The organism is Streptomyces glaucescens, from assembly GCF_002154375.1.
GTDB lineage: Bacteria > Actinomycetota > Actinomycetes > Streptomycetales > Streptomycetaceae > Streptomyces > Streptomyces glaucescens.
In genome coordinates, this window is sequence record NZ_MUND01000043.1 from 21,377 (window position 1) to 44,232 (window position 22,856).

The 22,856-nt window shown below is 73.4% G+C and carries 19 protein-coding genes and 2 pseudogenes; 10 read left to right on the forward strand and 11 right to left on the reverse strand.

Annotation, left to right across the window (positions count from 1 at the left end; genetic code table 11):
- Nucleotides 1-29: 29 nt before the first annotated feature.
- The 5 genes from CCN42_RS03385 to CCN42_RS03405 all read right to left on the reverse strand — a co-directional run bounded on the left by CCN42_RS03385 (nucleotide 30) and on the right by CCN42_RS03405 (nucleotide 7,362).
- Complete coding sequence (locus CCN42_RS03385; RefSeq protein WP_422641189.1) at nucleotides 30-911, reverse strand: ABC transporter substrate-binding protein; 882 nt, start codon at nucleotides 909-911, stop codon at nucleotides 30-32.
- Between the two features lie 121 nt (nucleotides 912-1,032).
- The gene (locus tag CCN42_RS03390; protein WP_086732991.1) at nucleotides 1,033-2,982 is read right to left on the reverse strand and encodes an ABC transporter permease; all 1,950 of its coding nucleotides are present in this window, start codon (nucleotides 2,980-2,982) and stop codon (nucleotides 1,033-1,035) included.
- Nucleotides 2,982-4,259, reverse strand: coding sequence for a quaternary amine ABC transporter ATP-binding protein (locus CCN42_RS03395; protein ID WP_245877123.1), 1,278 nt, complete (start codon nucleotides 4,257-4,259; stop codon nucleotides 2,982-2,984). The genes CCN42_RS03390 and CCN42_RS03395 overlap by 1 nt, the downstream gene beginning before the upstream one ends.
- Complete coding sequence (locus tag CCN42_RS03400; RefSeq protein WP_086167978.1) at nucleotides 4,256-5,788, reverse strand: GMC family oxidoreductase; 1,533 nt, start codon at nucleotides 5,786-5,788, stop codon at nucleotides 4,256-4,258. The genes CCN42_RS03395 and CCN42_RS03400 overlap by 4 nt, the downstream gene beginning before the upstream one ends.
- A gap of 47 nt (nucleotides 5,789-5,835) precedes the next feature.
- A complete protein-coding gene (locus tag CCN42_RS03405; protein ID WP_086732992.1) occupies nucleotides 5,836-7,362 on the reverse strand; it encodes an aldehyde dehydrogenase family protein in 1,527 nt (508 codons plus the stop codon).
- Nucleotides 7,363-7,556: 194 nt separating this feature from the next.
- On the opposite strand from CCN42_RS03405, the gene CCN42_RS03410 reads away from it, so the two are divergent.
- The gene (locus CCN42_RS03410; RefSeq protein ID WP_086732993.1) at nucleotides 7,557-8,363 is read left to right on the forward strand and encodes a hypothetical protein; all 807 of its coding nucleotides are present in this window, start codon (nucleotides 7,557-7,559) and stop codon (nucleotides 8,361-8,363) included.
- Between the two features lie 118 nt (nucleotides 8,364-8,481).
- Here the strand turns inward: CCN42_RS03410 and CCN42_RS03415 are convergent, their stop codons facing one another.
- From CCN42_RS03415 to CCN42_RS03430, 4 genes are all read right to left on the reverse strand, one after another.
- Nucleotides 8,482-9,471, reverse strand: coding sequence for a malate dehydrogenase (locus CCN42_RS03415; RefSeq protein WP_086732994.1), 990 nt, complete (start codon nucleotides 9,469-9,471; stop codon nucleotides 8,482-8,484).
- A gap of 370 nt (nucleotides 9,472-9,841) precedes the next feature.
- A complete protein-coding gene (locus CCN42_RS03420; RefSeq protein WP_086732995.1) occupies nucleotides 9,842-11,032 on the reverse strand; it encodes a helix-turn-helix domain-containing protein in 1,191 nt (396 codons plus the stop codon).
- 343 nt (nucleotides 11,033-11,375) lie between these two features.
- Complete coding sequence (locus tag CCN42_RS03425; protein WP_086733003.1) at nucleotides 11,376-11,837, reverse strand: DUF3017 domain-containing protein; 462 nt, start codon at nucleotides 11,835-11,837, stop codon at nucleotides 11,376-11,378.
- 202 nt (nucleotides 11,838-12,039) lie between these two features.
- On the reverse strand, nucleotides 12,040-12,894 hold the full coding sequence (locus CCN42_RS03430) for a bifunctional methylenetetrahydrofolate dehydrogenase/methenyltetrahydrofolate cyclohydrolase (RefSeq protein ID WP_086167973.1): 855 nt from the start codon (nucleotides 12,892-12,894) through the stop codon (nucleotides 12,040-12,042).
- A 240-nt stretch (nucleotides 12,895-13,134) separates the two neighbouring features.
- Between CCN42_RS03430 and CCN42_RS03435 the strand changes: the two genes are divergently transcribed.
- The 8 genes and pseudogenes from CCN42_RS03435 to CCN42_RS03460 all read left to right on the forward strand — a co-directional run bounded on the left by CCN42_RS03435 (nucleotide 13,135) and on the right by CCN42_RS03460 (nucleotide 19,782).
- Nucleotides 13,135-13,764, forward strand: coding sequence for a hypothetical protein (locus tag CCN42_RS03435; protein ID WP_086167972.1), 630 nt, complete (start codon nucleotides 13,135-13,137; stop codon nucleotides 13,762-13,764).
- Between the two features lie 152 nt (nucleotides 13,765-13,916).
- Entirely contained in the window at nucleotides 13,917-14,669 is a 753-nt protein-coding gene (locus tag CCN42_RS43655) for an FHA domain-containing protein (RefSeq protein WP_211294621.1), read from the forward strand.
- A gap of 98 nt (nucleotides 14,670-14,767) precedes the next feature.
- Nucleotides 14,768-15,475 (forward strand): annotated as a pseudogene (locus CCN42_RS44140) (protein kinase domain-containing protein); the annotation flags it as partial.
- A 46-nt stretch (nucleotides 15,476-15,521) separates the two neighbouring features.
- A complete protein-coding gene (locus CCN42_RS44145; RefSeq protein WP_245877125.1) occupies nucleotides 15,522-16,223 on the forward strand; it encodes a lytic transglycosylase domain-containing protein in 702 nt (233 codons plus the stop codon).
- Between the two features lie 131 nt (nucleotides 16,224-16,354).
- The gene (locus tag CCN42_RS03445; protein ID WP_086732996.1) at nucleotides 16,355-16,714 is read left to right on the forward strand and encodes a hypothetical protein; all 360 of its coding nucleotides are present in this window, start codon (nucleotides 16,355-16,357) and stop codon (nucleotides 16,712-16,714) included.
- 133 nt (nucleotides 16,715-16,847) lie between these two features.
- On the forward strand, nucleotides 16,848-17,588 hold the full coding sequence (locus CCN42_RS03450; RefSeq protein WP_086732997.1) for a hypothetical protein: 741 nt from the start codon (nucleotides 16,848-16,850) through the stop codon (nucleotides 17,586-17,588).
- Nucleotides 17,585-19,075: a protein kinase domain-containing protein gene (locus CCN42_RS03455; protein ID WP_086732998.1), complete on the forward strand. Its 1,491-nt coding sequence runs from the start codon at nucleotides 17,585-17,587 to the stop codon at nucleotides 19,073-19,075. The genes CCN42_RS03450 and CCN42_RS03455 overlap by 4 nt, the downstream gene beginning before the upstream one ends.
- Before the next feature lie 125 nt (nucleotides 19,076-19,200).
- Nucleotides 19,201-19,782 (forward strand): peptidoglycan-binding domain-containing protein, encoded by a 582-nt coding sequence (locus CCN42_RS03460; protein ID WP_086732999.1) that lies wholly within the window; start codon nucleotides 19,201-19,203, stop codon nucleotides 19,780-19,782.
- A gap of 65 nt (nucleotides 19,783-19,847) precedes the next feature.
- Here CCN42_RS03460 and purH read toward each other — a convergent pair whose 3' ends face one another.
- Together purH and purN are read right to left on the reverse strand one after the other, a co-directional pair.
- Nucleotides 19,848-21,413 carry a bifunctional phosphoribosylaminoimidazolecarboxamide formyltransferase/IMP cyclohydrolase gene (gene purH, locus CCN42_RS03465; RefSeq protein ID WP_086733000.1) on the reverse strand — a complete coding sequence of 522 codons (1,566 nt, stop codon included), beginning with the start codon at nucleotides 21,411-21,413 and terminating at the stop codon, nucleotides 19,848-19,850.
- Nucleotides 21,410-22,039, reverse strand: coding sequence for a phosphoribosylglycinamide formyltransferase (gene purN / locus CCN42_RS03470; RefSeq protein ID WP_043503467.1), 630 nt, complete (start codon nucleotides 22,037-22,039; stop codon nucleotides 21,410-21,412). The genes purH and purN overlap by 4 nt, the downstream gene beginning before the upstream one ends.
- Before the next feature lie 316 nt (nucleotides 22,040-22,355).
- Here purN and CCN42_RS03475 point away from each other — a divergent pair.
- Nucleotides 22,356-22,856, forward strand: a pseudogene (locus CCN42_RS03475) (hypothetical protein); the annotation flags it as partial.

Below are 22,856 nucleotides of genomic sequence, written 5' to 3' on the forward strand. Positions count from 1 at the left end.
CGGCCACGCCCGTCACGGCTGCCACGCGGTCACGGCAGCCACGCCCGCCAGGTGGACTCGTGCCGCTCCACCCACTTCTTCGCCGCCTCCTCCGGGCTGAGCTTCTGTTCGGCGATCATGAGGGAGACCTCGTTCTGGTCCTCGGTGGTCCACCGGAGGTTCTTCAGGAAGGCCGCCGCCTCGCCGCCGGTCTCGGCGAAGTCGGTGTTGAGGTACTTCTGCAGCGGGGTGTGCGGGTAGCCGCAGGCGACCTTCGCCGGGTCCGCGTCGCAGCCCTCCTTGTGGGGCGGCAGCTTCACCTCGGTCATCGGGACCTTCTCGAACAGCCACTGCGGGGAGTACCAGTACGTCAGGAACGGCTTCCTCTCCTTGGCGAACTGCCTGATCTGGGTGATCTGCGCGGCCTCGGAGCCGGCGAAGACGACCTGGTAGTCCAGGTCCAGGTTCTCCACCAGCGCCTTGTCGTTGGTGACGTAGGACGGCGAGCCGTCCATCAGCTGGCCCTTGCTGCCGCTCTCGGGGGTCCGGAACTCGTCGGCGTACTTGTCCAGGTTCCGCCAGTCCTTGATGTCCGGGTGCTGCTCGGCGAAGTACGTGGGCACGTACCAGCCGATGTGCCCGGTCACCCCGAGATCGCCCGCCCGGGTGACGGTCTTCTTGTCCTTGACGTACCGCTGTTCCTGCTCGGGGTGTCCCCAGTCCTCCAGGAGCGCGTCCACCCGGCCCTGGCTGAGGGCGTCCCAGGCAGGGACCTCGTCGACCTGGACGGTGTCGACGCGGTAGCCGAGTTCGTGCTCCAGCAGGTACTGGGCGACGGCCACATTGGCCTGCGCGCCCACCCAGGACTGCACGGACAGGGTCACGGTCTTCGCACCCCCGGCGTTCGCGAACGGCGAGGCCTGCCGGGTCATGTCGGCGGCGCCGCAGCCGGTGGCCAGCGTCAGCACGGCCGCCGAGGCGGTCAGGGCCGTACGCCGGATCGTGCGGCGGGTCGTACGGCGGGTGGTACCGCGGGTGGTACGGCGGAACATGTCACGCTCCCTTCGCCGTGCGGCGGTCGGTGGGCTGCGTCACCCGGTCGAGCATCAGCCCCAGGCAGACGATCGCGGCACCGGCGACCAGGCCGGTCGCGAGGTCGCCCTGGGCGAGGCCGAAGACGACGTCGTAGCCGAGTGCGCCGCCGCCGACCAGGCCGCCGATGATGACGACGGCGAGGACGAGCACCACGCCCTGGTTGACCGCGAGCAGCAACGAGCGCCGGGCGAGCGGGAGCTGCACCTGCCGCAGCTGCTGGCCGCTGGTCGCGCCGAGCGAGCGGGCCGACTCCAGTGCGGCCGGGTCGACCTGGCGCAGGCCCTGCGCGGTGATGCGGACGACGGCGGGCAGGGCGTAGACGACGGCCGCGGCGACGGCCGGGGCGCGGCCGACACCGGCGAGCGCGACGACCGGGATCAGGTACACGAACTGCGGCATCGTCTGGCAGACGTCCAGGACCGGCCTCAGCAGCCGTTCGACACGGTCGCTGCGGGCCGCCGCGACACCGGTCGCCACGCCCAGCACGAGGGTGACGGCGACCGCGGCCAGCACCTGAGACAGAGTGTCCAGCGACGGCTCCCACACCCCGAGGACGCCGATCGCGGCCATCGCGAGCACGGCGGTCAGCGTGGTGCGCCAGGTGCCGATCAGCCAGGCCAGCGCCGCGACCACCAGCAGCACCGACCACCAGGGCAGCCACTGCAGGCCGTCCCGGAGCGGGTCGAGCACCCAGGTGGTGAAGCGGCCCGCCCAGTCGGCGGTGCCGCCGATGACGGGGACCCCGGTGTAGAGGTGCCCGGTCATCCAGTCGACGGCCCGGTTGACCGGCTCGGCGATGTTCACCGTCCACGCGTCCGGCCAGTCGGTACGGCCCGTCAGGCGCCCGGCGACCGCAACGGCCACGGCGGCGCCCAGCGCGAAGGGCCACGCCCTCCGGCCGGTCGAGGCCGCGCCCGCACCGGGCGCACCCGATCCCGCCGCGCCCGTCACCCGGTCGAGGACGACCGCCAGCAGCACGATCGGGATGCCCGCCGCCAGCGCGGCGCCCACGTCGACCGAGGCCAGCGCCTGGTAGACGCGGTCACCGAGGCCGCCGGCGCCGATGACCGAGGCGATCACCGCCATGGACAGCGCCATCATGATCGTCTGGTTGACGCCGAGCAGGAGCTCCTTGCGGGCCAGCGGGATCCGGGCGGTCAGCAGCCGCTGCCGGGACGTCGCGCCCAGCGACTCCACCGCCTCCAGGACGCCCCGGTCGGCGCCGCGCAGTCCGAGCGCGGTGAGCCGGGCCATGGGCGGGGCGGCGTAGACGACGGTGGCGAGGACGGCGGCGGGCACGCCGATGCCGAAGACCAGCACGACCGGCAGCAGGTAGGCGAACGCGGGGAGCACCTGCATGGTGTCCAGGACGGGCCGCAGCATCCGGTCCAGCCGGTCCGACAGCCCGGCGGCGAGCCCCAGCAGGGCGCCCACCGCGACCGACGCGAGCACCGCGACCGCCATCAGGGCCAGCGTCTGCATGGTCGGCACCCACATGCCGAGCAGCCCGCAGGCGAGGAACGCGGCCGCCGTGCCCAGTGCGAGCCGCACCCCCGCGGCCCGCCAGGCGACGAAGGCGCAGAGCGCCGTCACGCCCGCCCAGCCGGCGGCCAGGAGGGCGAGGTAGACGGCGCGGACGCAGAGCACGACCGCGTTGCTGACGTGGCCGAAGAAGTAGAGGAACAGCGGGTGGCTGTCCCGGTTGTCGATGATCCAGTCGCTGGTGTCGGTGAGCGGGCCGGACAGGTCGACGGTCAGCGCGTCGGGCCAGGTGCCGCTCGCCCAGCGGGCGTGGGCCAGCGGGACGAGGACCAGCGCGACGAGCGCGAGGGCCGCCAGCTTGGCCGCGGCGCGGTTCCTCAGGAGCGCGGGCAGGGTGCGCGCCGGGGTCGCGGTGATCGTCGCCATCAGACCGCCTCCGGGTGCGGGCTGGCGTCGGGGCGCTTCGCCGGCCCGCGCCGGCGGGAGGCCACAGCGTCCACCCGGGCCGCCCCGGTGACGCGGCCGTCCCCGACTCCGTCGGCTCGGCCGCCCGCGGTCGCGTCGGCGCGTACGTCCTCACCGGCACCCGGGACCGCGTCGGCGCGCGCGTCATCGCCGTCGCCCGCGGCCACCTCGTCGCGGCGGGCGGGGGCCACGCCCGCCACCACGTCCAGCAGCCCCTCGTGGTCCACGACGCCCAGGCAGCGCGGGCCGTCCATCACCCGCGCGGGTCCGCCGCTGCGGGCGACGGCCTCGATGGCCTCCGCCACGGTCGCGCGCGGGGACACGGCGGGCCCGCTCCCGGCCTCCTCCACGGACGCGGCGCGCATGGCCGCGCGGACGGTCATGACCTGTTCGCGCGGCACGTCGCGGACGAACTCGCGGACGTAGTCGTCGGCCGGGGAGCCGACGATCTCCTCCGGCGTGCCCAGCTGCACGATCCGGCCGTCACGCATCAGCGCGATCCGGTCGCCGAGTTTGAGGGCCTCGCTGAGGTCGTGGGTGATGAAGACCATCGTGCGGCCCTCCTCGCGGTGCAGCCGGACGACCTCCTCCTGCATGTCCCGCCGGATCAGCGGGTCGAGGGCGCTGAACGGCTCGTCGAAGAGCAGCACCTCGGGGTCCACGGCCAGGGCCCGGGCCAGACCGACGCGCTGCTGCTGGCCGCCGGAGAGCTGGCCCGGCCGCCGCTGCTCCATGCCCTCAAGGCCGACCTTGGCGACGACCTCGGCGGCCTTGGCGCGCCGTTCGGCCCTGCCCATGCCCTGGATCTCCAGGCCGTAGGCGACATTGTCGAGGACCGTGCGGTGCGGGAGCAGGCCGAAGTGCTGGAAGACCATCGCCGCACGGTGCCGGCGCAGTTCGCGCAGCCGGGCCTTGTCCATGGCGCGGACGTCCTCGCCGTCGATGGCGATGGTGCCGGCGGTCGGCTCGATCAGCCGGGTCAGACAGCGCACCAGGGTGGACTTGCCGGAGCCGGACAGGCCCATGACCACGAAGACCTCGCCCTTGCGGACGTCGAAGGAGACGTCCCGGACGGCCGCCGTGCAGCCGGTGCGGGCGCGCAGCTCGGCGGGGGCGAGGGCGGTCAGTTCGGGGTCGGCGGGGACCCGGTCTGCCTTGGGGCCGAACACCTTCCACAGGCCGTCGACCGAGAAGACGGGCGGCGTGAGGGTTTCGGGAGTGGGGTGGGCGGTACTCATCGGGCGTCACCACCGATCAGGTCGACGGCGCGCTCCCCGACCATCAGCACCCCGATCATCGGGTTGACGGCGGTCATGGTCGGGAAGACGGAGGCGTCGGCGATCCGGATGCCCTCCAGGCCGCGGATGCGCAGTTCGGGGTCGACGACAGCCGTGTCGTCGTCGACGGCACCCATCTTGCAGGTGCCGGCCGGGTGGTAGACGGTGTGCGCGACCTTGCGGGCGTACTCGCTCAGCTCGGCGTCGCCGACGACCTCGGGCCCGGGGCACACCTCGCGCTTGAGCCAGCCGGCCAGCGGCTCGGTCTTGGCGATCTCGCGGGCGATGCGGATGCCGTCGACGAGGGTGCGGCCGTCGTAGTCGTCCTCGTCGGTGAAGTAGCGGAAGTCGAGGGCGGGCTTCACGGCCGGGTCCGGGCTGGTCAGGTACAGCCGGCCGCGGCTCTTCGGCTTGGGGATGTTCGGGGTCATGGACACCCCGTACGGCGGCCGCTCGTAGCCCAGGCGTTCCGGGTTGTCCGTGAAGGGGATCTGGTAGAAGTGGAACATCAGGTCGGGGCCCTGGTGTCCGGGGTCGCGGCGCACGAACAGGCCGGCGTCGGAGTCCATCGCGGAGTTCTCCGGGATGGGGCCGTGGGTCTCCCAGACGATCACCGACTCGGGGTGGTCGAGCAGGTTCTCGCCGACGCCCGGCAGATCGTGGACCACGGGCAGCCCGAGCGCCTCCAGGTCCGCCGCCGGTCCGATGCCGGAGTGCAGCAGCAGCCGCGGGGAGTCGATCGCGCCCGCGCACAGCACGACCTCGTTGCGGGCCCGGATCAGCAGTTCCTCGCCGTCCTTGGTGCGCACGTGGACGCCCTCGGCGCGGGTGCCGTCCAGCTCCAGCCGGTACGCCCAGGTCTCCAGCAGGATCGTGAGGTTGGGGCGCTCGTCCATCACGGGGTGCAGGTACGCCACCGACGCGGAGGACCGCTTGTTGTCCTCCGGGTGGTAGGCGAGGTCGAAGAAGCCGACGCCGTCGGTGAACGGCTTCCTGTTGAAGCCCTCGACGCGCGGCACGCCGAGCGCGGCCTGCGCGGCGTCGACGAAGTCGCGGGCGATGGCGTTGCGGTCCTTCTCGTCGACCGGGACGATGTTGTTCTTCAGGCGCGCGAAGTACGCCTCCATGGGCACCGAGCCCCAGCCCTTGGCGCCCGCCTCCTCCCACTCGTCCCAGTCGGACGGCAGCGGCTTGAAGGCGATCAGCGTGTTGTGGGAGGAGCAGCCGCCGAGGACGCGGGCGCGGCTGTGCCGGATGTGGGAGTTGCCGCGGGGCTGTTCCACGGTCGGGTAGTCGTAGTCGAGTTCGCCGCCGAGCAGGCCCATCCAGCGGCGCAGGGTGAGCACGTCGTCGCGGCCGACATCGCTGGGGCCGCCCTCGATGACGGCGACGGTGACGTCCGGGTCCTCGGTCAGCCGGGAGGCGATGACGGAGCCTGCCGTGCCGCCGCCGATGACGACGTAGTCGTAGACGTGGTTGTTCTCGGGCATGGGGGTACTCCAGGTGGGGCTGGTGCGCGAAGGGAGGTGAGGGGTGTTCAGCCGGCGAACCAGCGGACGGGCTTGGGGGCGAGGTTCTGGTAGACGTGCTTGGGCTCGCGGTACTCGGCGAGCCCGGCGGGGCCGAGTTCGCGGCCCGTTCCGCTCTTCCCGAAGCCGCCCCACTCCGCCTGTGGGAGGTAGGGGTGGAAGTCGTTGATCCAGACGGTGCCGTGCCGCAGCCGGCCCGCGACCCGGCGGGCCCGGCCCGCGTCGGCGGTCCACACGGCGCCCGCGAGGCCGTACTCGGTGTCGTTGGCCAGGGCCACGGCCTCGTCCTCGGTGCGGAACGTCTCGACGGTGACGACCGGGCCGAAGACCTCCTCGCGCACGACCCGCATCTCGCGGTGGCAGTGGTCGAGGACGGTCGGCTCGTAGAACCAGCCGGTCGCTGGGCGGACGTCGCTGGGCTGCGGGCGCTTGCCGCCGCACCGCAGTACGGCGCCTTCCGCCAGCGCGGAGGCCACGTACGCCTCGACCTTCGCGCGGTGCTGCTCGGAGACGAGCGGGCCGCACTCCACGCCGTCGGCGGTGCCGCGGCCGAGGCGGATCCGCTCGGCGCGGCGGGCGAGTTCGGTGACGAAGCGGTCCCGGACGGACTCCTCGACGATGAGCCGGGCGCCCGCCGAGCAGACCTGTCCGCTGTGGATGAAGGCGGCGTTGAGCGCCTGGTCGACGGCGGTGTCGAAGCCCTCCTCGGTGGCGCAGGCGTCGGCGAAGACCACGTTGGGATTCTTGCCGCCGAGTTCGAGGGCCACCTTCTTCACGGTGGGGGCCGCCGCCCGCGCCACCTTGGTGCCGCTGGCCAGGCCGCCGGTGAAGGAGACCAGGTCGACGTCGGGGTGCTCGGCGAGGCGGGCGCCGACGGTGTGGCCGGGGCCGGTGACGATGTTGGCGACGCCCGCGGGGAGCCCGGCCTCGGCCAGCAGCCCGATCAGCGCGATGGTGGTCATGGGGGTGATCTCGCTCGGCTTGACCACGAAGGTGTTGCCGGCCGCGAGCGCCGGGGCGATCTTCCAACTCGCTTGGAGCAGCGGGTAGTTCCAGGGGGTGATCAGCGCGCAGACGCCGACCGGCTCGTGCACGACGACGCTGTGGATGTCCGGCGAGCCCGCGTCGACGACCCGGCCGGGGGCCTCCGCGGCGACGAGGTCGGCGAAGTAGCGGAAGGCGTCGGCCACGCAGTCGATGTCGACCCGGCCCTCCTCCACGGTCTTGCCCGCGTCGCGGCTCTCCAGCAACCCCAGTTCCTCGCGGTCTCGGACGAGGAGGTCCGCGACACGGCGCAGCAGGGCGGCGCGCTCGGCGACGGGGGTGCGCGGCCAGGCGCCGGCACCGCCGTCGAAGGCGGCGCGGGCGGCCTCGACGGCGAGGTCCGTGTCCTTCTCGTCGCCCTCGGCGACCAGGGCGAACGGTGCGGCGTCCGCGGGGTCGAGGATCGCGCGCGTGGCCCCGGAGACGGCGTGCCGCCATTCGCCCGCCGCGTGGATGCTCTTCCGAGCCTGGAGTTCCGTACTGTCCGCCATGCCTGGTGCTGCCTTCCGTTCCTGTGCGTCCCCCGTTCAGGACCGGGAGCGCCTGCCCTTGCCCCCTTCGATGCATGCGCGATCCATGGCCGAAAGTGCGCTGCGTCACTGACACTGCGGACATGTGGGGGCGAAACGTAAGCTGAAAATTGATGCGCACCACCGGGTGACGCCATGGCCGCGGAGGTGACGCCATGGTCCGGAAGGCTCTGGCCGGCGCGCTGGCGAGCGCGGGCCTGCTGTTCTCACCCGTCTCACCGCTCTCCCTCCTCTCCCCCGCCCCGGCCGCCGCGAGCGACGCCGACGGCCGCACCGCCGCGGAACTCGCCGAACAGGCGGAGGACCACCTCCTCGACGCCGAGTCGGTCCGCCTGACCATGACCGACCGGATCGCCGAGGCCGAGGGCACCGTGACCGAGCCGTCCGCGATGGACCTCGCCCTGGACCGGGACGGCAACTGCGTCGGGACGATCGAGACCGGCGGCGAGGGCGGCGGACGCGTCGAGATCGTCAAGCGCGGCGAAGAGGTGTGGCTGAAACCGGACGCCGCGTTCTGGAAGGCCCATGTGCCCGGCGGTGAGGGCGACGCGGTGGCCGGACTGCTGAAGGACCGCTACCTGCACGGCACCACGGACGACCCCGCCCTCGAGGGCATGGCCGGCGTCTGCGATCTGGGCCGGTTCCAGCGGGAGATCGGCACCGGGGCGTCCTCCGGGGGCGCCTCCCTGATCAAGGGCGAGGAGACGACCCGGCAGGACACCGCGGTCGTCCCGCTGACGGGCGAGGAGGACGGCGGGACGGGCGAGGAGGACGGCGAGAGGACGACCCTGTACGTCACCGCCGACGCCCCCCACCGGCTGATCGAGGCGGACCGGCGGGGCGAGGGCACCGATGTGACGCTGACCTTCGAGGACTACGGCAAGCCGGTGCCGGCCGGCACCCCGTCCCCGGCCGAGACGGTGGACATCGGCAGGCTGGAGGAGGAGCTGCTGGACGCGTGAGACGCGTGGCCGGCCCCGGAACGCGGTGATCCCCGGGCCGCCTGGGCGGACCGGGGATCAGCGGTGGGACCGGACGGCTCAGCCGCGGAACGGCGGCTCGGCCGGGGGCCGGGGTGGCTCAGATCAGGCCGAGGGCGCGGACCGCCTCGCGCTCCTCCGCCAGCTCCTGGACGGAGGCGTCGATGCGGGTGCGGGAGAACTCGTTGATCTCCAGCCCTTGGACGATCTCGTACTTGCCGTCCTTGCAGGTGACGGGGAAGGAGGAGATCAGGCCCTCCGGGACGCCGTAGGAGCCGTCGGACGGGATGCCCATGGAGACCCAGTCGCCCTCCGGGGTGCCGTTGACCCAGGAGTAGACGTGGTCGATGGCGGCGTTGGCGGCGGAGGCGGCCGACGAGGCACCGCGGGCCTCGATGATGGCGGCGCCGCGCTTGGCGACGGTCGGGATGAAGTCGTCGGCCAGCCACTGCTCGTCGTCGACGACCTCGGCGGCGTTCTTGCCGGCGATGGTGGCGTGGAAGATGTCCGGGTACTGGGTGGCGGAGTGGTTGCCCCAGATGGTCAGGCGCTTGATGTCGGAGACCGTCGAGCCCGTCTTCTTCGCGAGCTGGGTCAGCGCGCGGTTGTGGTCCAGGCGGGTCATCGCGGTGAAGCGCTCGGCCGGTACGTCCGGGGCGGCGGCCTGCGCGATGAGCGCGTTGGTGTTGGCCGGGTTGCCGACGACGAGGACCTTGATGTCGTCCGCGGCGTGGGCGTTGATGGCCTGACCCTGCGGCTTGAAGATGCCGCCGTTGGCCTCCAGCAGGTCACCGCGCTCCATGCCCTTGGTGCGCGGGCGGGCGCCCACCAGGAGGGCGACGTTGGCGCCGTCGAAGGCCACGTTCGGGTCGTCGGTGATGTCGATGCCCTGGAGCAGCGGGAACGCGCAGTCGTCCAGCTCCATCGCGGTGCCCTCGGCGGCCTTGAGGGCCGGGGTGATCTCCAGGAGGCGCAGGCGGACCGGCACGTCCGCGCCGAGCAGCTGGCCGGAGGCGATGCGGAAGAGCAGGGCGTAACCGATCTGGCCGGCCGCGCCGGTGACGGTGACGTTCACGGGAGTGCGGGTCATGGCGTTCTCCGTATGACAGCTGGCGGTGGGGCGTCCCTGCCCCGGGGGGTTCGGATGATCGATCTCTCGGCGTCAAGAGATATCCGCGGGTCAGGCTATCGCGCATCCGGGATCACCGGCCCCCGGGTCGGTGTGGCCCAGCCCACAGACCGCCCGAGTGCCACGGTTCACCACCCCGTACGGAGAAAAGGCGGCCGCCCGTCAGGGAGAGGGGGAGACGGAGGCGGCCGCCGTGCGGGGGTACCGAGTCTTGCCGGACTCCCGTGGGGGTACTGTCCGCCTGCCCCGGATCGCGGCGGCCATACCTGTTTCCCCGGCACTTTTTCCGGCGGTTCTCCCGGCCGGTTTCCCACCGGCCGGGGCCGAGCGGCTACGGCTGCCGGGTGCAGCCCTTCTCGCCCGAGGCCAGCGTCACGCAGGCGTTCGCCTCACCGGCGTCCTTGACGGCCACCATCGGGGTGTACGCGCTCCTGTCGCCGGCCACGGCGACGGAGCCCTGCTGCCGGGACCTGTCCGTCGACACCTCGACCTGGTCCCCCTGCGCGGCCTGGGTGATACGGCCCCAGGCGGCGCCGCAGGCCCGGCTGTAGCGGACCTCGACGACCGTGGTGCCGACGGTGGCGGTCTGGGTGGTGGTCACCAGGTCGCCGCTGCACCCCATGCTCTCCGCGTCCTTGCCGGTGCAGCCGTCCCCGGTGCACTTCACGCCGGGCGGCGGCGCGGCGTCGGTGGTGACGGTGGGCGACGGCGGAGGCGTCGCGCCGGCCTTGTCGGCACCGCGGCCGCTGGTGACCCAGAACGCCGCGGCGGCCACGACCAGCACGCCGACGGCGCCCGCGGCGAACATGGTCGTCCGGCGCATGCCCCCTCCCGGGGGCGCGGCGGGGGCCCTCCTGGACGCCCGCCCGCCAGATCCCGCGCCACCGGCTCCCCCGCCGGCAGCCACACCGGCACCGGCTACGGCACCGGCTCCCGCGCCGCCCGCCGGGCCGCCCCGCCTGCGGTGGCCCGTCGGGGACGGCCCGGCGTACCCGGCGACGCCCCAGGAGTTGGTGCCGGTGGAGCGCTGACCGGTCGACGGGGTCCGGGCGTCCGCGTCCGACGCGGTCGGCTGCGCCGGGACGGTCGGGGCCACACCGGCCGGGCCCGCGAGGCCGGGCGTCGCCGTGGCGCTGCCGCCGCGGCGGGCGGGCCTGCCCTTGGCGTTCGCGGGCGGCGGGCCGAACTCGCTGAGGGCGGCGCGCGCCTGGGAGATCCGGATGGCCTCGATGGTCATGTCGTGGCGCATCTCCGAACGGCTCCAGGCGCGTTCGGCCAGCTCCCACATGGTGGTCAGATGGATCGGATGGGTGCCGGTGACCTCGGCCAGGGCCACGATCGCGCCCTTGGGCGCGAGCAGCCGGCCGCCCAGGTAACGCTCCCAGGACGTCTTGCTGTAACCGGTGCGGTCGGCGAGCGCGGCGACGCTCAGGCCGCTGCGGTCCACGAGCCGCCGCAGCTGATTGGTGAACTCCGCGATCTGCGGATCCAGTTCCTCCGGCAAGGCCTTCCATCGAGGCATTGCTTCCCCCTCTTCCCCCCGGTACGTGCTTGCTGTTCCCCCGCCCACGGGGATGCGCGTCGTCAGGATCTCAGGTCCCCCGGCGACGGCACACCCCCGCACCGCCCCGATTGCCCGATCTGCCGCCCAATGGGCACGGTCTCGCCCGAATCAGGCGTTTTCCGATCACTCACCGGCACCGTCGTGCCGATGTGCGACAACGCGCGGACACCGTAGCGGAACGGTCACTTCCGTGCCACAGCGAACTGACAGGCGTTGATCCGGCCGTCCGACGTGCGGAAGGTTGGTCGTGGGCGGCGGCCCGTCTTCTCACGGGGGTGAGGACGGGCCGCCGCGCCGCAGGTCAGCCGCTGACCGTGAAGTGCAGGGTGTCCTTCAGGAACGGGATCTCGAGCCAGGGATTGGGCTGCACCATCAGCGCCAGCAGGACGATCACCGACCCCAGCGCACCGTACGTCGCGATGTCCGTGAACCGGGACCGCACCGCGAGCATCCCGACGCCGGGCAGCAGCCAGCGCAGCACCGCGCCACCGAGCAGCGCGACACCCACCAGCAGCGTGCCGAGCCGGAACATGTCGAACGCGGTCAGCAGCAGCCCGAGGCCGACCGTGCCCAGCACGGCGAGCGTCGGCCACTGCCGGGCGGGCGCCGGAGCGGCACCCGAGGCGGCCCGCCCGCCGCCCTCCGGGCGGGCTGTGTCCCGGGTGAACAGCGGGAAGCGGCGGGTGGCGCGACGCGGTACGCCGTCGGCGTCCGGCGCGCTGACCGGATCCCGCACCTCGATGGTCTCGGGCGTACTGCCGATGACCCGCGGCTCGCCGTCCTCGTCGGCGCTCCGCGCGTCCCGCGGCCCACTCTCACCGGCGGTGCCGTGCCGCGGCCCACCCTCACCGGCGGTGCCGCGCGGCCCGGCGTCACCGTCCGCGCCCCGCGGCCCCCTGTCACCGGAGGTGCCCCGCGCGTCGTCGGGCCCGGCGCCCGCCGCGGTGCCGATCGCGTCGTGCTCCTCAGCCGACACCGCGCTCCGCCGCCTCGACCACGTTGACCAGCAGCTGGGCCCGGGTCATCGGGCCGACGCCGCCCGGGTTCGGGGAGATCCAGCCGGCCACCTCGGCGACGCCGGGGTGCACATCGCCGACGATCCTGCCCTCGGCGTTGCGGGAGACCCCGACGTCGAGGACGGCCGCGCCCGGCTTGACGTCCTCGGGGCGGATCAGATGGGCGGACCCGGCGGCGGCGACGATGATGTCCGCGCGGCGCAGGTGGGCGGAGAGGTCACGGGTGCCGGTGTGGCACTGGGTCACGGTCGCGTTCTCGCTGCGCCGGGTGAGCAGCAGCGGCATCGGGCGGCCGATGGTCACTCCGCGGCCGACGACCACGACCTCGGCGCCCTTGATCTCGACGCCGTAGCGGCGCAGCAGGGTGAGCACGCCGTTGGGGGTGCAGGGCAGCGGGGCGGGCTCGTTCAGGACCAGCCGGCCGAGGTTCATCGGGTGCAGGCCGTCGGCGTCCTTGTCCGGGTCCATGAGTTCCAGGATCCGGTTCTCGTCGATGCCCTTGGGCAGCGGCAGTTGGACGATGTAGCCGGTGCAGGCCGGGTCCTCGTTCAGCTCCCGGACGACCGCCTCGATCTCCTCCTGCGTCGCGGTGCCCGGCAGTTCGCGCTGGATGGAGGCGATGCCGACCTGCGCGCAGTCGCGGTGCTTGCCGGCGACGTACTTCTGGCTGCCGGGGTCGTCCCCGACGAGGATCGTGCCGAGGCCGGGCGTGACGCCCCTCTCCTTCAGCGCCGCCACGCGGGCGGTCAGATCGGACTTGATCTCGGCTGCGGTGGCCTTGCCATCGAGAATCTGGGCGGTCATGGCCCCATCCTCCCGGATGACCGGCCCCCGGTTCCAATCCGGGCCGCCGTTCCCGAGCCGTGACCTTGTTGCACTTGCACAACACATGGGAAACCCGGCTGGACAATCCGCCCGTGACTGAAGAACGATTGAGGCCACAGTGCCGCGGGCAGTACCGGGGGGACGAACCGCATCTGTAGAACCTTCCTCCGCATCGCGCCGCGTCGTCCCCGCACATCAGGCAACGGAGGAAAGACCGCCATGAGTTTCGGCGACCCGAACAACCCCTACGGGCAGCCGCCCCAGCAGCCCCCGGCCGGCGCTCCCGGCTACGGCTACCCGCAGCAGCCCCCCGGCGTTCCCCCGCAGGCGAACTACGGCTACCCGCAGCAGCCGGCGTACCCCGGCTACCCGGGCGGCAACATGATGCTCCCGCAGTCCATGCCGGGCCTGCTGGTCACCGCCCGTGTCTTCCTCTTCATCATCTCCGCGGTGCAGATCCTGGGCGCGCTGGCGTTCCTGTACTTCGCGGCCTTCGCGAGCGACGTCTCCGACGGCGCGGACGAACTGGGCTTCAGCTCGGTCGGCGACGGCGGTGACGCGGCGGCCGGCATCTTCGCCATATTCGCCCTGATCGCCGCGGCGCTGGCGGCGCTCTCCATCACCCTCGGCGTCAAGTTCGGCCGGGGCGGCCAGGGCATCCGCATCACGACGGTGATCTACGGCGCGCTCGGCGCGATCGTCGGCCTGGTCGGGCTGTTCGTCGGCCTCGACACCGGCATGGCCTCGTCCGTCATCGGCCCGCTGCTCTGGCTGGTCTTCGGCGGCATCATCGCGGCGGCCCCGGTCGTCCCCAGCGGCACCGCCTGGTTCGCCCGCCCGCGCTACTGAGCGCAGCTCCGGCACCGTTCACACCAAGGGCCGTGTCTCACCCGATCGAGGGGGGACACGGCCCTGGTGCGTCCGCGGGAGCCGGGCTGGGTAGCACTCGGGCGGCCGGTCCGTGGAGCCGTCGAGCACGGGCCGGGCTCGGGAGACGCACCGTGTACAGCATCATCGTGGTACCGCCGCCGGCCACGACGAACGACACCCGCCCCGCACAGCTCCGCCTCGCCCCCGGCGAGCGGCTGGCCTTCGGGCGCGGCGCCGGGAACGGCCTCGTGATCGCCCACGACGGGGTCTCCCGCAGAGCGGGCGAGATCGCCGCGCAGGGCGCCTTCTGGATACTGAGCAACCTCAGCCGGGAACAGACGTACGTCGTGGAGAACCCGGAGGGGGCCGGCGAGCACATCAAGGTCGCCCCGGGGCGGCTGGACGCGCCCGTGCCCTTCGAGTTCTCCCGGATCGTGCTGCCCGCCGCCGGTGATCTGCTGCCGGTCGAGGTGTGGGCGCCGCGCCACGACCACCTCCGCCCCGAGTCCGGGCTCGACGGTGTGACCACCGCGCCCGCCTTCTCCCTGGACCCCACCAAGCGCTACTTCGCGGTGCTGGCCGCCCTGTGCGAACCCCGGCTGCGCGGCGCGCCGCACGCCCCGCTGCCCACCGTGGACCAGGTCGTCGACCGGCTGCGCCCCGGCTGGCCGGCCGCGTCGCGCGCCTCGGTGCAGTGGAACATCGACTACCTCGCGGTGAAGCTCCGGCTGAAGCCGGGCCCGGAGACGGCCGACGCCGGGCCCCGGCTCAACGGCAAGAAGGAGTCCCTGGTGTCGCTGGCGCTCCGCTTCGACCTGGTCCGGGAGGAGGACCTCGGCCTCCTCGCCCCGGGGCGGCCGGCCGCGGACCGGGCGGCCGGGTGACCGGACGGGACGGGCCGTACGCGGTACCGGTGCCACGCGGGTACCGGGTGGGCGCATGGGAGGTGCGGGCTCCGATCGCGACCGGGGCGTTCGGCAGCGTGTACGAAGGGTGCCGTGTCGGAGACGGTGGCGCCCTCCCCCGCACCGCCGCCCTGAAGTTCCTGCCCACCGGCACCAGCACCCCGCGCCACCTGGCCCATCTGCGCGAGCTGACCGACCGGGAGGTCGAACTGCACCGCCGGGTGACCCGGTCCCGGCTGATCCGGATGTACGAGACGCTGACCGTCGACGATCCGGGCCGCCCGGGACTCGACGGTGCCACCGTCCTCGTCCTGGAGAAGGCGGAGGGCTCGCTGGCGGCGCTGCTCGCCCGGGCGCCCCGACCGCCCCGCGGCCCCGCCCTGCTCGCGCAGATCTGCGAGGGCCTGCACCAGCTGCACGGCGCGGGCTGGGTGCACGGCGACCTGAAACCCGCCAACGTGCTGCTGATGGGCGACGGTTCGGCCCGCCTCGCCGACTTCAACATGGCCGCCGAGTTGGAGGGCACCCACGCCTACACGCCCGCCTTCGCCACCCCCGACTACACCCCGCCGGAACTCCTCTGGTCGGAGATCGGCGAACGCGGGCGCCGGATCCGCCCGTCGGCCGACATCTGGGCCTTCGGCGTCCTCGCCCACCTCGTCCTCACCGGCGCCTTCCCGCTGCCCGGCGGCACTCCGGCGGCCCGCCGCGACGCGGCCGTCGCGTACGCCCGCGGCGCGGAGGAGCTGCGCCTCTCCCCCGGGCTGCCGGAGTGCTGGCGGGAGATCGTGCGGTCCTGCCTGGCCCGGACGCACGAGGAGCGGATCGGCGGTGAGGCGCTGCTGCGGGGGGGTGCGGGAGGCGGCGGGCGAGGCCGGGGCGCGCCGCCCGCGCCGCCGTACGGCCGGTCTGGCCGCGGCGGTCGCCACGATGGCCGCGGTGGTGGTGCTCGGCCACGGCGACACCGCCCGCACGGGGGGCGAGGGTGCCGCCGGTCCGGGCCGCGCGGGCACCACCGCGCCGGCCCCCGCGCCGGCTGCCGGCTACGGAGCCGACGAACTCCGTACCGACAAGGGCGTCCCGGTCGCCTACCGCCGGCTCATCGTCGACTCGGCGCACGCCTGCGTCCGGCCGCTGATCAGCCCGGTGCTCATCGCGGCGATGCTGAAGGCGGAGAGCGACTTCGACCCCGGCCTCGCCGATCCCGCGCGGGACGAGTACGGCATCGCCCGCTGGACCCCGCGCGTGCTGCGCTGGTGGATCCGGGCGGACGGCCTGCCCGCCGACGAGGTCCCCGAGCCGCCGTTCACCCCCGCCGAGTCGATCCCGGCGATGGGCCGCTACCTCTGCGCCATCGAAGCGCGTCTGCACCGGTCCCTGCCGGGCGACCGCCGGCTGCTGGTCGCCGCCGCGTACCGGACCTCGTACGGGACGGTGAACAGGACGCGCAAAGTGCCCGCGGCGTACCGCGCCTACACCGACCGCGTCGCCCGCTACCTCCAGGAGTACACCCCCGCCCCGGCGCTGCTGTGACCCTCGGAAGTCCGAGGTACCGGCGCGGGCGGCGGGGCGGCACGGTGGAGCACGACCAAGGACGGTCGCCGGCTCCCCCGGGGGAGGGCCGGGGACCGGCCGCACCACCGCACACGACTGGGGGAACAGTCATGTCCACCACCTTCCGCAAGGCCCTCGCCCTCGGCGCCGCCGCCGTCACCGCCGGCGCCGCGCTCACCCTGACCTCGGCCGCCAACGCCCAGGCCGCCGCGCCCTGCTGGCAGGACGGCTCCGTCTGGTACTGCAACAACGCCACCGGCGCGAACGTGTACGCGGGTGCGAACAGCAACCGGGTCGTCGGCCGGATGTACTCCAACCCGTCCTTCTTCGTCTGCAAGTTCGACGGCGGCCAGAACCACGGCGGCCCGCACCCCACCCGCTGGGTCCACACCCAGGCGGACAACGGCCAGTGGGGCTGGATGAGCGACAACGACATCTCCTCGGAGACGAACCCGCTGCCGTCCTGCTGAGTCAGCGGCGAGGATGTTCGGCCACTCACACGGAGTGTGGGTGGCCGACTCGCCTTGTCCGGCGAAAGCTTCGCGGCCGGGGCGCCGGGCAACCTACCCTTTCCCTCACGTATGCGGGGGAAGGGGACGACCGGTGTACAGCATCATCGTCGTGCCGCCGGCGTGCGGCACACCCGACGGCCAGATCAGGATCGCGCCCGGGGACCGGCTCGCCTTCGGCCGGGCGGAACTCGACGGCGGGCTCGTCCTCGCCCACGACGGAGTGCCCCGGATGGCCGGCGAGATCACCGCGCACCGCACCTACTGGCTGCTGAGCAACCTCAGCGAGCACCAGACCTACGTGGTCGAGAACCCGGAAGGCGCCGGGGAACACGTCAAGGTCGGCCCGGGACGGCTGGACGCGCCCGTCCCCTTCGAATTCTCGCGGGTGGTGCTGCCCGCCGCGGGCGACCTACTCACCCTCGACGTCTGGGCGCCGCGCCACGCCTTCCGCAGCGCGGGCCGCGCCGTACTCTCCGGGGCCGCCACGGCACCGGCGTTCACCCTGGACCGCACCAAGCGGTACTACACCGTGCTGGCCGCCCTGTGCGAGCCCCGGCTGCGCGGCGCGCCGCACGCCCCGCTGCCCGCCGTCGAGGAGCTGGTGGAGCGGCTGCGCCCGGTGTGGCCCGCGGTCACCCGGTCCGCCGTCTACTGGAACATCGACTACCTCGCCGTCAAGCTCCGTCTGCGCCCGGGCCCCGACACGGCGGAACCGGGCCGGCGCGTCCACGGCAAGAAGGAGTCGCTGGTCTCCCTCGCGCTCCGCTTCGACCTGGTGCGCGAGGAGGACCTCGGTGTGCTGAACCCGGCCGGCGACGAGGCCGCCCGATGACCGGGGAACACGGCGAGAGCCACACGGTGACCGTCCCCAAGGGCTACCGCGTCGGCCCCTGGGAGGTCCGCGAGCCCCTCGCGTCCGGCGCCTTCGCCACCGTCTACGCCGCGCACAACTCCGCCGGGGACGACGGACTGCCGGCCCGGGCGGCCCTGAAGTTCCTGCCCACCGGCACCCGCACCCCCCGCCAGCTCAGTCATCTGCGGGACCTCGCCGAGCGGGAGGTGGCGCTGCTGCGGCGGCTGCGCGCGCCGCGTCTGATCCGGATGTACGCCGCGCTGACCGTCGACGACCCGGACCGCCCGGAACTGGACGGGGCCACGGTGATCGTCCTGGAACGGGCCGAGCGCGCCCTGCAGGATTCTCTGGACCGGGTTCCACGACCGGGCGTCCTGCTCACCCAGATCTGCGAGGGACTGTGCCAGCTGCACGACGCGGGCTGGATCCACGGCGACCTCAAGCCCGCCAACGTCCTGCTCATGCGGGACGGTTCGGTGCGCCTGGCCGACTTCGCCCTGGCCGCCGAACTGGAGGGCACCCACGCCTACGCGCCCGCCTTCGCCACCCCCGACTACACCCCGCCGGAACTCCTCTGGTCGGAGATCGGCGAACGCGGCACCGTCGTCCGCCCGTCGGCCGACATCTGGGCCTTCGGCGTCCTCGCCCACGTGGTGCTCACCGGCTCCTTCCCCTTCCCCGGCGCCACCACGGAGGCCCGCACGGACGCGGCGGCGCGCTACGCGCGCGGAACGGAGGAGCTGCGGCTGCCGGATGACCTCCCGGACGAGTGGGCGCAGATCGTGCGAGCGTGCCTGGCCCGCGAGCACACCGGCCGGATGGACGCCGGGACGCTGCTGCGCCGGGTGCGCGAGGCCGCCGCGGGGGCGCGTCGCAAGCGCCCGGCCAGGGCGCGCGGGCCCGGATTCCGGCGCGGCCACCCCGTCCTGGCGGGGTGCCTCGCGGCGGTGCTGCTCGCCACGTCGGGCCTCGCGGTCGCGTCCTTCGCGGCGCACCGGTGGGCGACCCGGCCCGACGGCACACCGGTGTACGAGGCCCTGCCGAGTGCCTCGGCGGCCCCCACCGGCCCTGCGGGCGAGGTGGTCTGGGGGTACCACCGCTGCGCGGAGGACCGGGTGTGCTTCTTCAGCGAGCACAACGGCAACGGGCAGATGTGCAGCTGGCGCGAGAGCGACCCGGACTGGGGAACGGGGGCCGAGACCTGTCCCTGGGCCGCGCACAGCCCCGTCCGCTCGGTCTTCAACAACATCGCGGACGACCAGGGCTTCCTCGGCGTCGTGTACTACCGCGGCGCCGACTTCGCCCCCCGGGGCCACGACCGCCGCCGCCCGGCCCAGCGGGCCGGTTGCAGCAACATCAACAGCATGGGGAACCTGGCGGGCACCTACGCGCCGCGCTCGCACAGACTGGTGAAGAGCTGCTCCTTCTCACCGTCGGTGTGGGGGCTGCTGTCGTCGCTCTGGTGAACCGCCTCCCGCGGGAGTGACGGGCGAACCGGGACCCTGGAACGTTCGAGGTACCGCGCCTCGCGGGGCCGCTGCCATCGTGGTTCCTGCAACGGCACGACATCTTCAACGGGGGAAGGACCCATATGAACTTCCGTACCTCGCGGGCCCGGCTGGCCACCGGCGCGGTGGGCGCCGTCGTCGCGGGCGCGCTCGCGCTGAGCGCCTCGCCGGCCTCGGCGTCCTCGTCCAACGGCTTCATCAGCGGCGGCGGGTCGTTCTACGACGACTTCGGCGACGAGGGCACGCTGTCCACCTCGTCCCACAAGGACACCAACGCCACCTGCCTGTGGCAGATCATCCTGTACGCGGAGGGCGTCAAGGAGAGCAACGGAACGCAGTTCGACCACGCCGACATCGACGGCAGGTTCGGCTCGAACACCGCGTACGCCACCAAGCAGCTGCAGAAGGCCTGGGGTCTGACGCAGGACGGCAAGGTCGGCACCAAGACCTTCGGTTCGGCCGACGAGAAGTGGAACCCCACCACCCGTGCGGGTGAGCTGGAGTTCCGGAGCACCGGATCGACCGACGCCACCAAGTACAAGCTGCGGTACCACGGTTCGCGCTACTACTTCGACGTCTTCCGCACCGCCGACGGCAAGTACCGCTTCTACCACAAGAACGTCTGGCACTACGCGTCGTACAAGAACAACAGCGGCTGCAGCTGACGCCGCCCGCACGGACGCGCCGGCCCGCCGGTCACCACCGGCGGGCCGGCGCCCTTGCGCACGGCTCAGTGGAAGAAGTGCCGCGTGCCCGTGAAGTACATCGTGACGCCCGCCTTCTTCGCGGCCTCCACAACCAGCTCGTCACGGACCGAGCCGCCCGGCTGGACGACCGCCTTGACGCCGGCCGCGGTGAGGATCTCCAGACCGTCGGGGAAGGGGAAGAAGGCGTCGGACGCGGCGTAGGAGCCCTGGGCGCGCTCGGCGCCCGCGCGCTCGACGGCCAGCTTCGCGGAGTCCACGCGGTTGACCTGGCCCATGCCGACACCGACGGAGGCGCCGTCCTTGGCGAGCAGGATCGCGTTGGACTTGACCGCGCGGCACGCCTTCCAGGCGAAGGCCAGGTCGGCCAGTTCCCCGGCGGACAGGGCCTCGCCCGTCGCCAGGGTCCAGGTGGCCGGGTCGTCGCCGGCGGCCTGGAGACGGTCGGTCTCCTGGAGCAGGACACCGCCGTCGACCGGCTTGACCTCGACCGGGTTCGCCGGGCCCTCGGGGCAGCGCAGGACGCGGATGTTCTTCTTCTTGGTGAGCGCTTCGAGGGCGCCCTCCTCGTAGTCCGGCGCGACGATGACCTCGGTGAAGATCTCCGCGACCTGCTCGGCCATCTCCTTCGACACCGGGCGGTTGACGGCGATCACACCGCCGAACGCGGACAGCGGGTCGCAGGCGTGCGCCTTGCGGTGGGCCTCGGCGACGTCCGCGCCGACCGCGATGCCGCACGGGTTGGCGTGCTTGATGATCGCGACGCACGGCTCGTCGTGGTCGTACGCGGCACGGCGGGCGGCGTCCGTGTCCGTGTAGTTGTTGTACGACATCTCCTTGCCGTGCAGCTGCTCGGCCTCGGCGAGGCCGCCGCCGGCACCGGTGACGTACAGCGCGGCGGGCTGGTGCGGGTTCTCCCCGTAGCGCAGCGTGCTCTTGCGCTCCCAGGTGGCGCCCAGGAAGTCGGGGAACGGCGAGTCGTCGACCGGGGCGTACTCGCCGGCGAACCAGCCGGCCACCGCCACGTCGTAGGCCGCCGTGTGCTGGAAGGCCTCGGCGGCGAGCCGCTTGCGGGTGGCCAGGTCGAAGCCGCCGTTCTTCGCCGCGTCGAGGACGTCGGCGTAGCGGGCCGGGCTGGTGACCACGGCGACGGACGGGTGGTTCTTGGCGGCGGCGCGGACCATGGACGGGCCGCCGATGTCGATCTGCTCGACGCACTCGTCGGGCGAGGCACCGGAGGCGACGGTCTCGCGGAACGGGTAGAGGTTCACCACGACCAGGTCGAACGGCTCCACGCCCAGCTCGGCGAGCTGCCGCTGGTGGTCCTCCAGGCGCAGGTCGGCGAGGATGCCCGCGTGCACCCGCGGGTGCAGGGTCTTGACCCGGCCGTCCAGGCACTCGGGGAAGCCGGTCAGCTCCTCGACCTTGGTGACGGGGACGCCGGCGTCGGCGATGCGGGCGGCGGTGGACCCGGTGGAGACGAGGGCGACGCCCGCCTCGTGCAGGCCGCGCGCGAGGTCTTCGAGGCCCGTCTTGTCGTAGACGCTGACGAGCGCCCGGCGAAGGGGCCGCTTGTTGCTCTCGGCGGTCACTGGATAACTACCTTTCGTCCCTCAATGCGATAGCCGTTGCGGGCGAGCCGCCCCACGACCTCGACGAGCAGCCTTCGCTCGACTTCCTTGATGCGCTCGTGCAGCGCGCTCTCGTCGTCCTCGTCCCGGACCTCGACCACGCCCTGCGCGATGATCGGCCCGGTGTCGACGCCGTCGTCGACGAAGTGGACGGTGCAGCCGGTGACCTTGGCGCCGTACGCGAGCGCGTCGCGGACACCGTGGGCGCCGGGAAAACTGGGGAGCAGGGCGGGGTGGGTGTTCACGAACCGCCCGCCGAAGCGGGCCAGGAACTCCTTGCCCACGATCTTCATGAACCCGGCGGAGATCACCAGGTCGGGCTCGTACGCGGCGACGGCCTCGGCGAGCGCGGCGTCCCACGCCTCGCGGCTGCCGTGGTCCTTGACCCTGCACACGAAGGTGGGCAGTCCGGCGCGCTCGGCCCGCGCCAGCCCCTCGATGCCGTCGCGGTCGGCGCCGACGGCCACGATCTCGGCCCCGTACGCCTCGGCGCCGGTGGTCGCGATGGCGTCGAGGAGCGCCTGCAGATTGGTGCCGGATCCGGAGACCAGCACGACGAGGCGCTTGGCCACGGGCTTGGCGGCCACGGTGGGGCCCTTTCTCGGGGGTACGACGGTACGGTCGGCCGGGTACGCCGCCGTATGTGCGTTCGTACGAATGCTTCGCGCCCCCGGATACGGGGAAGCCTACGAAGCGGCCGACCGTCAGCAACGATACCGGCACTCCGGACGGCCCCCACGGGACGGGGGCGGGGCCGGAAGGTAGCGTCTGGGGGAAGCCGGGTCGGGAACGCACCGCGGATGCGGCACGTTCGTACAGTGACGGGCCTGGCCGCGACAGCTTGCCGTCGCCCGTCGTCACGCATTCCGTCAGCCGTACTCACCAGGGGAAGACGCTCACTTGATGCCGGACCGCAGCCTGCGACTCCTCACGCTCACCCCGCAGTCGGTGCAGGGAGGGCAGCGCAGCGGCGTGCTGCTGCGGGAGCGCCCCACCTCGCCGCCCGACGCCCCCTCGGGCAGCCCCGACGGCGGCGGGCGCGGAAGCGCCGGCCAGGAGGACAACCCGTTCGCGCCGCCGCCCGAGGGCACCCCGGACCGGCCCTGGCAGCCGCGCCGGCCGGCCGACGGCCGGGGCGAGGGCGGGCAGGACGAGGGCGGCGGCCGTCCCGGCTGGGGCAGCCAGTGGAGCGACCGCCAGCCCGGCCGCTCCCCCGGCGGCTTCGGCGAGCGGCCCGGCGGCGGACCCGAGAAGCAGGGCGCCGGCCCCGGCGGGATGCGCTGGGACCCCACGGACCCGGCCCAGCGCCGCGCGCGCTACGCCCTGCTGTCCGGCATGTGGGCGTTCTTCTTCGCGCTCTTCTCCTGGGCGTACGTCGCCCTTCTGCTCGGCGCCCTCGCCCTC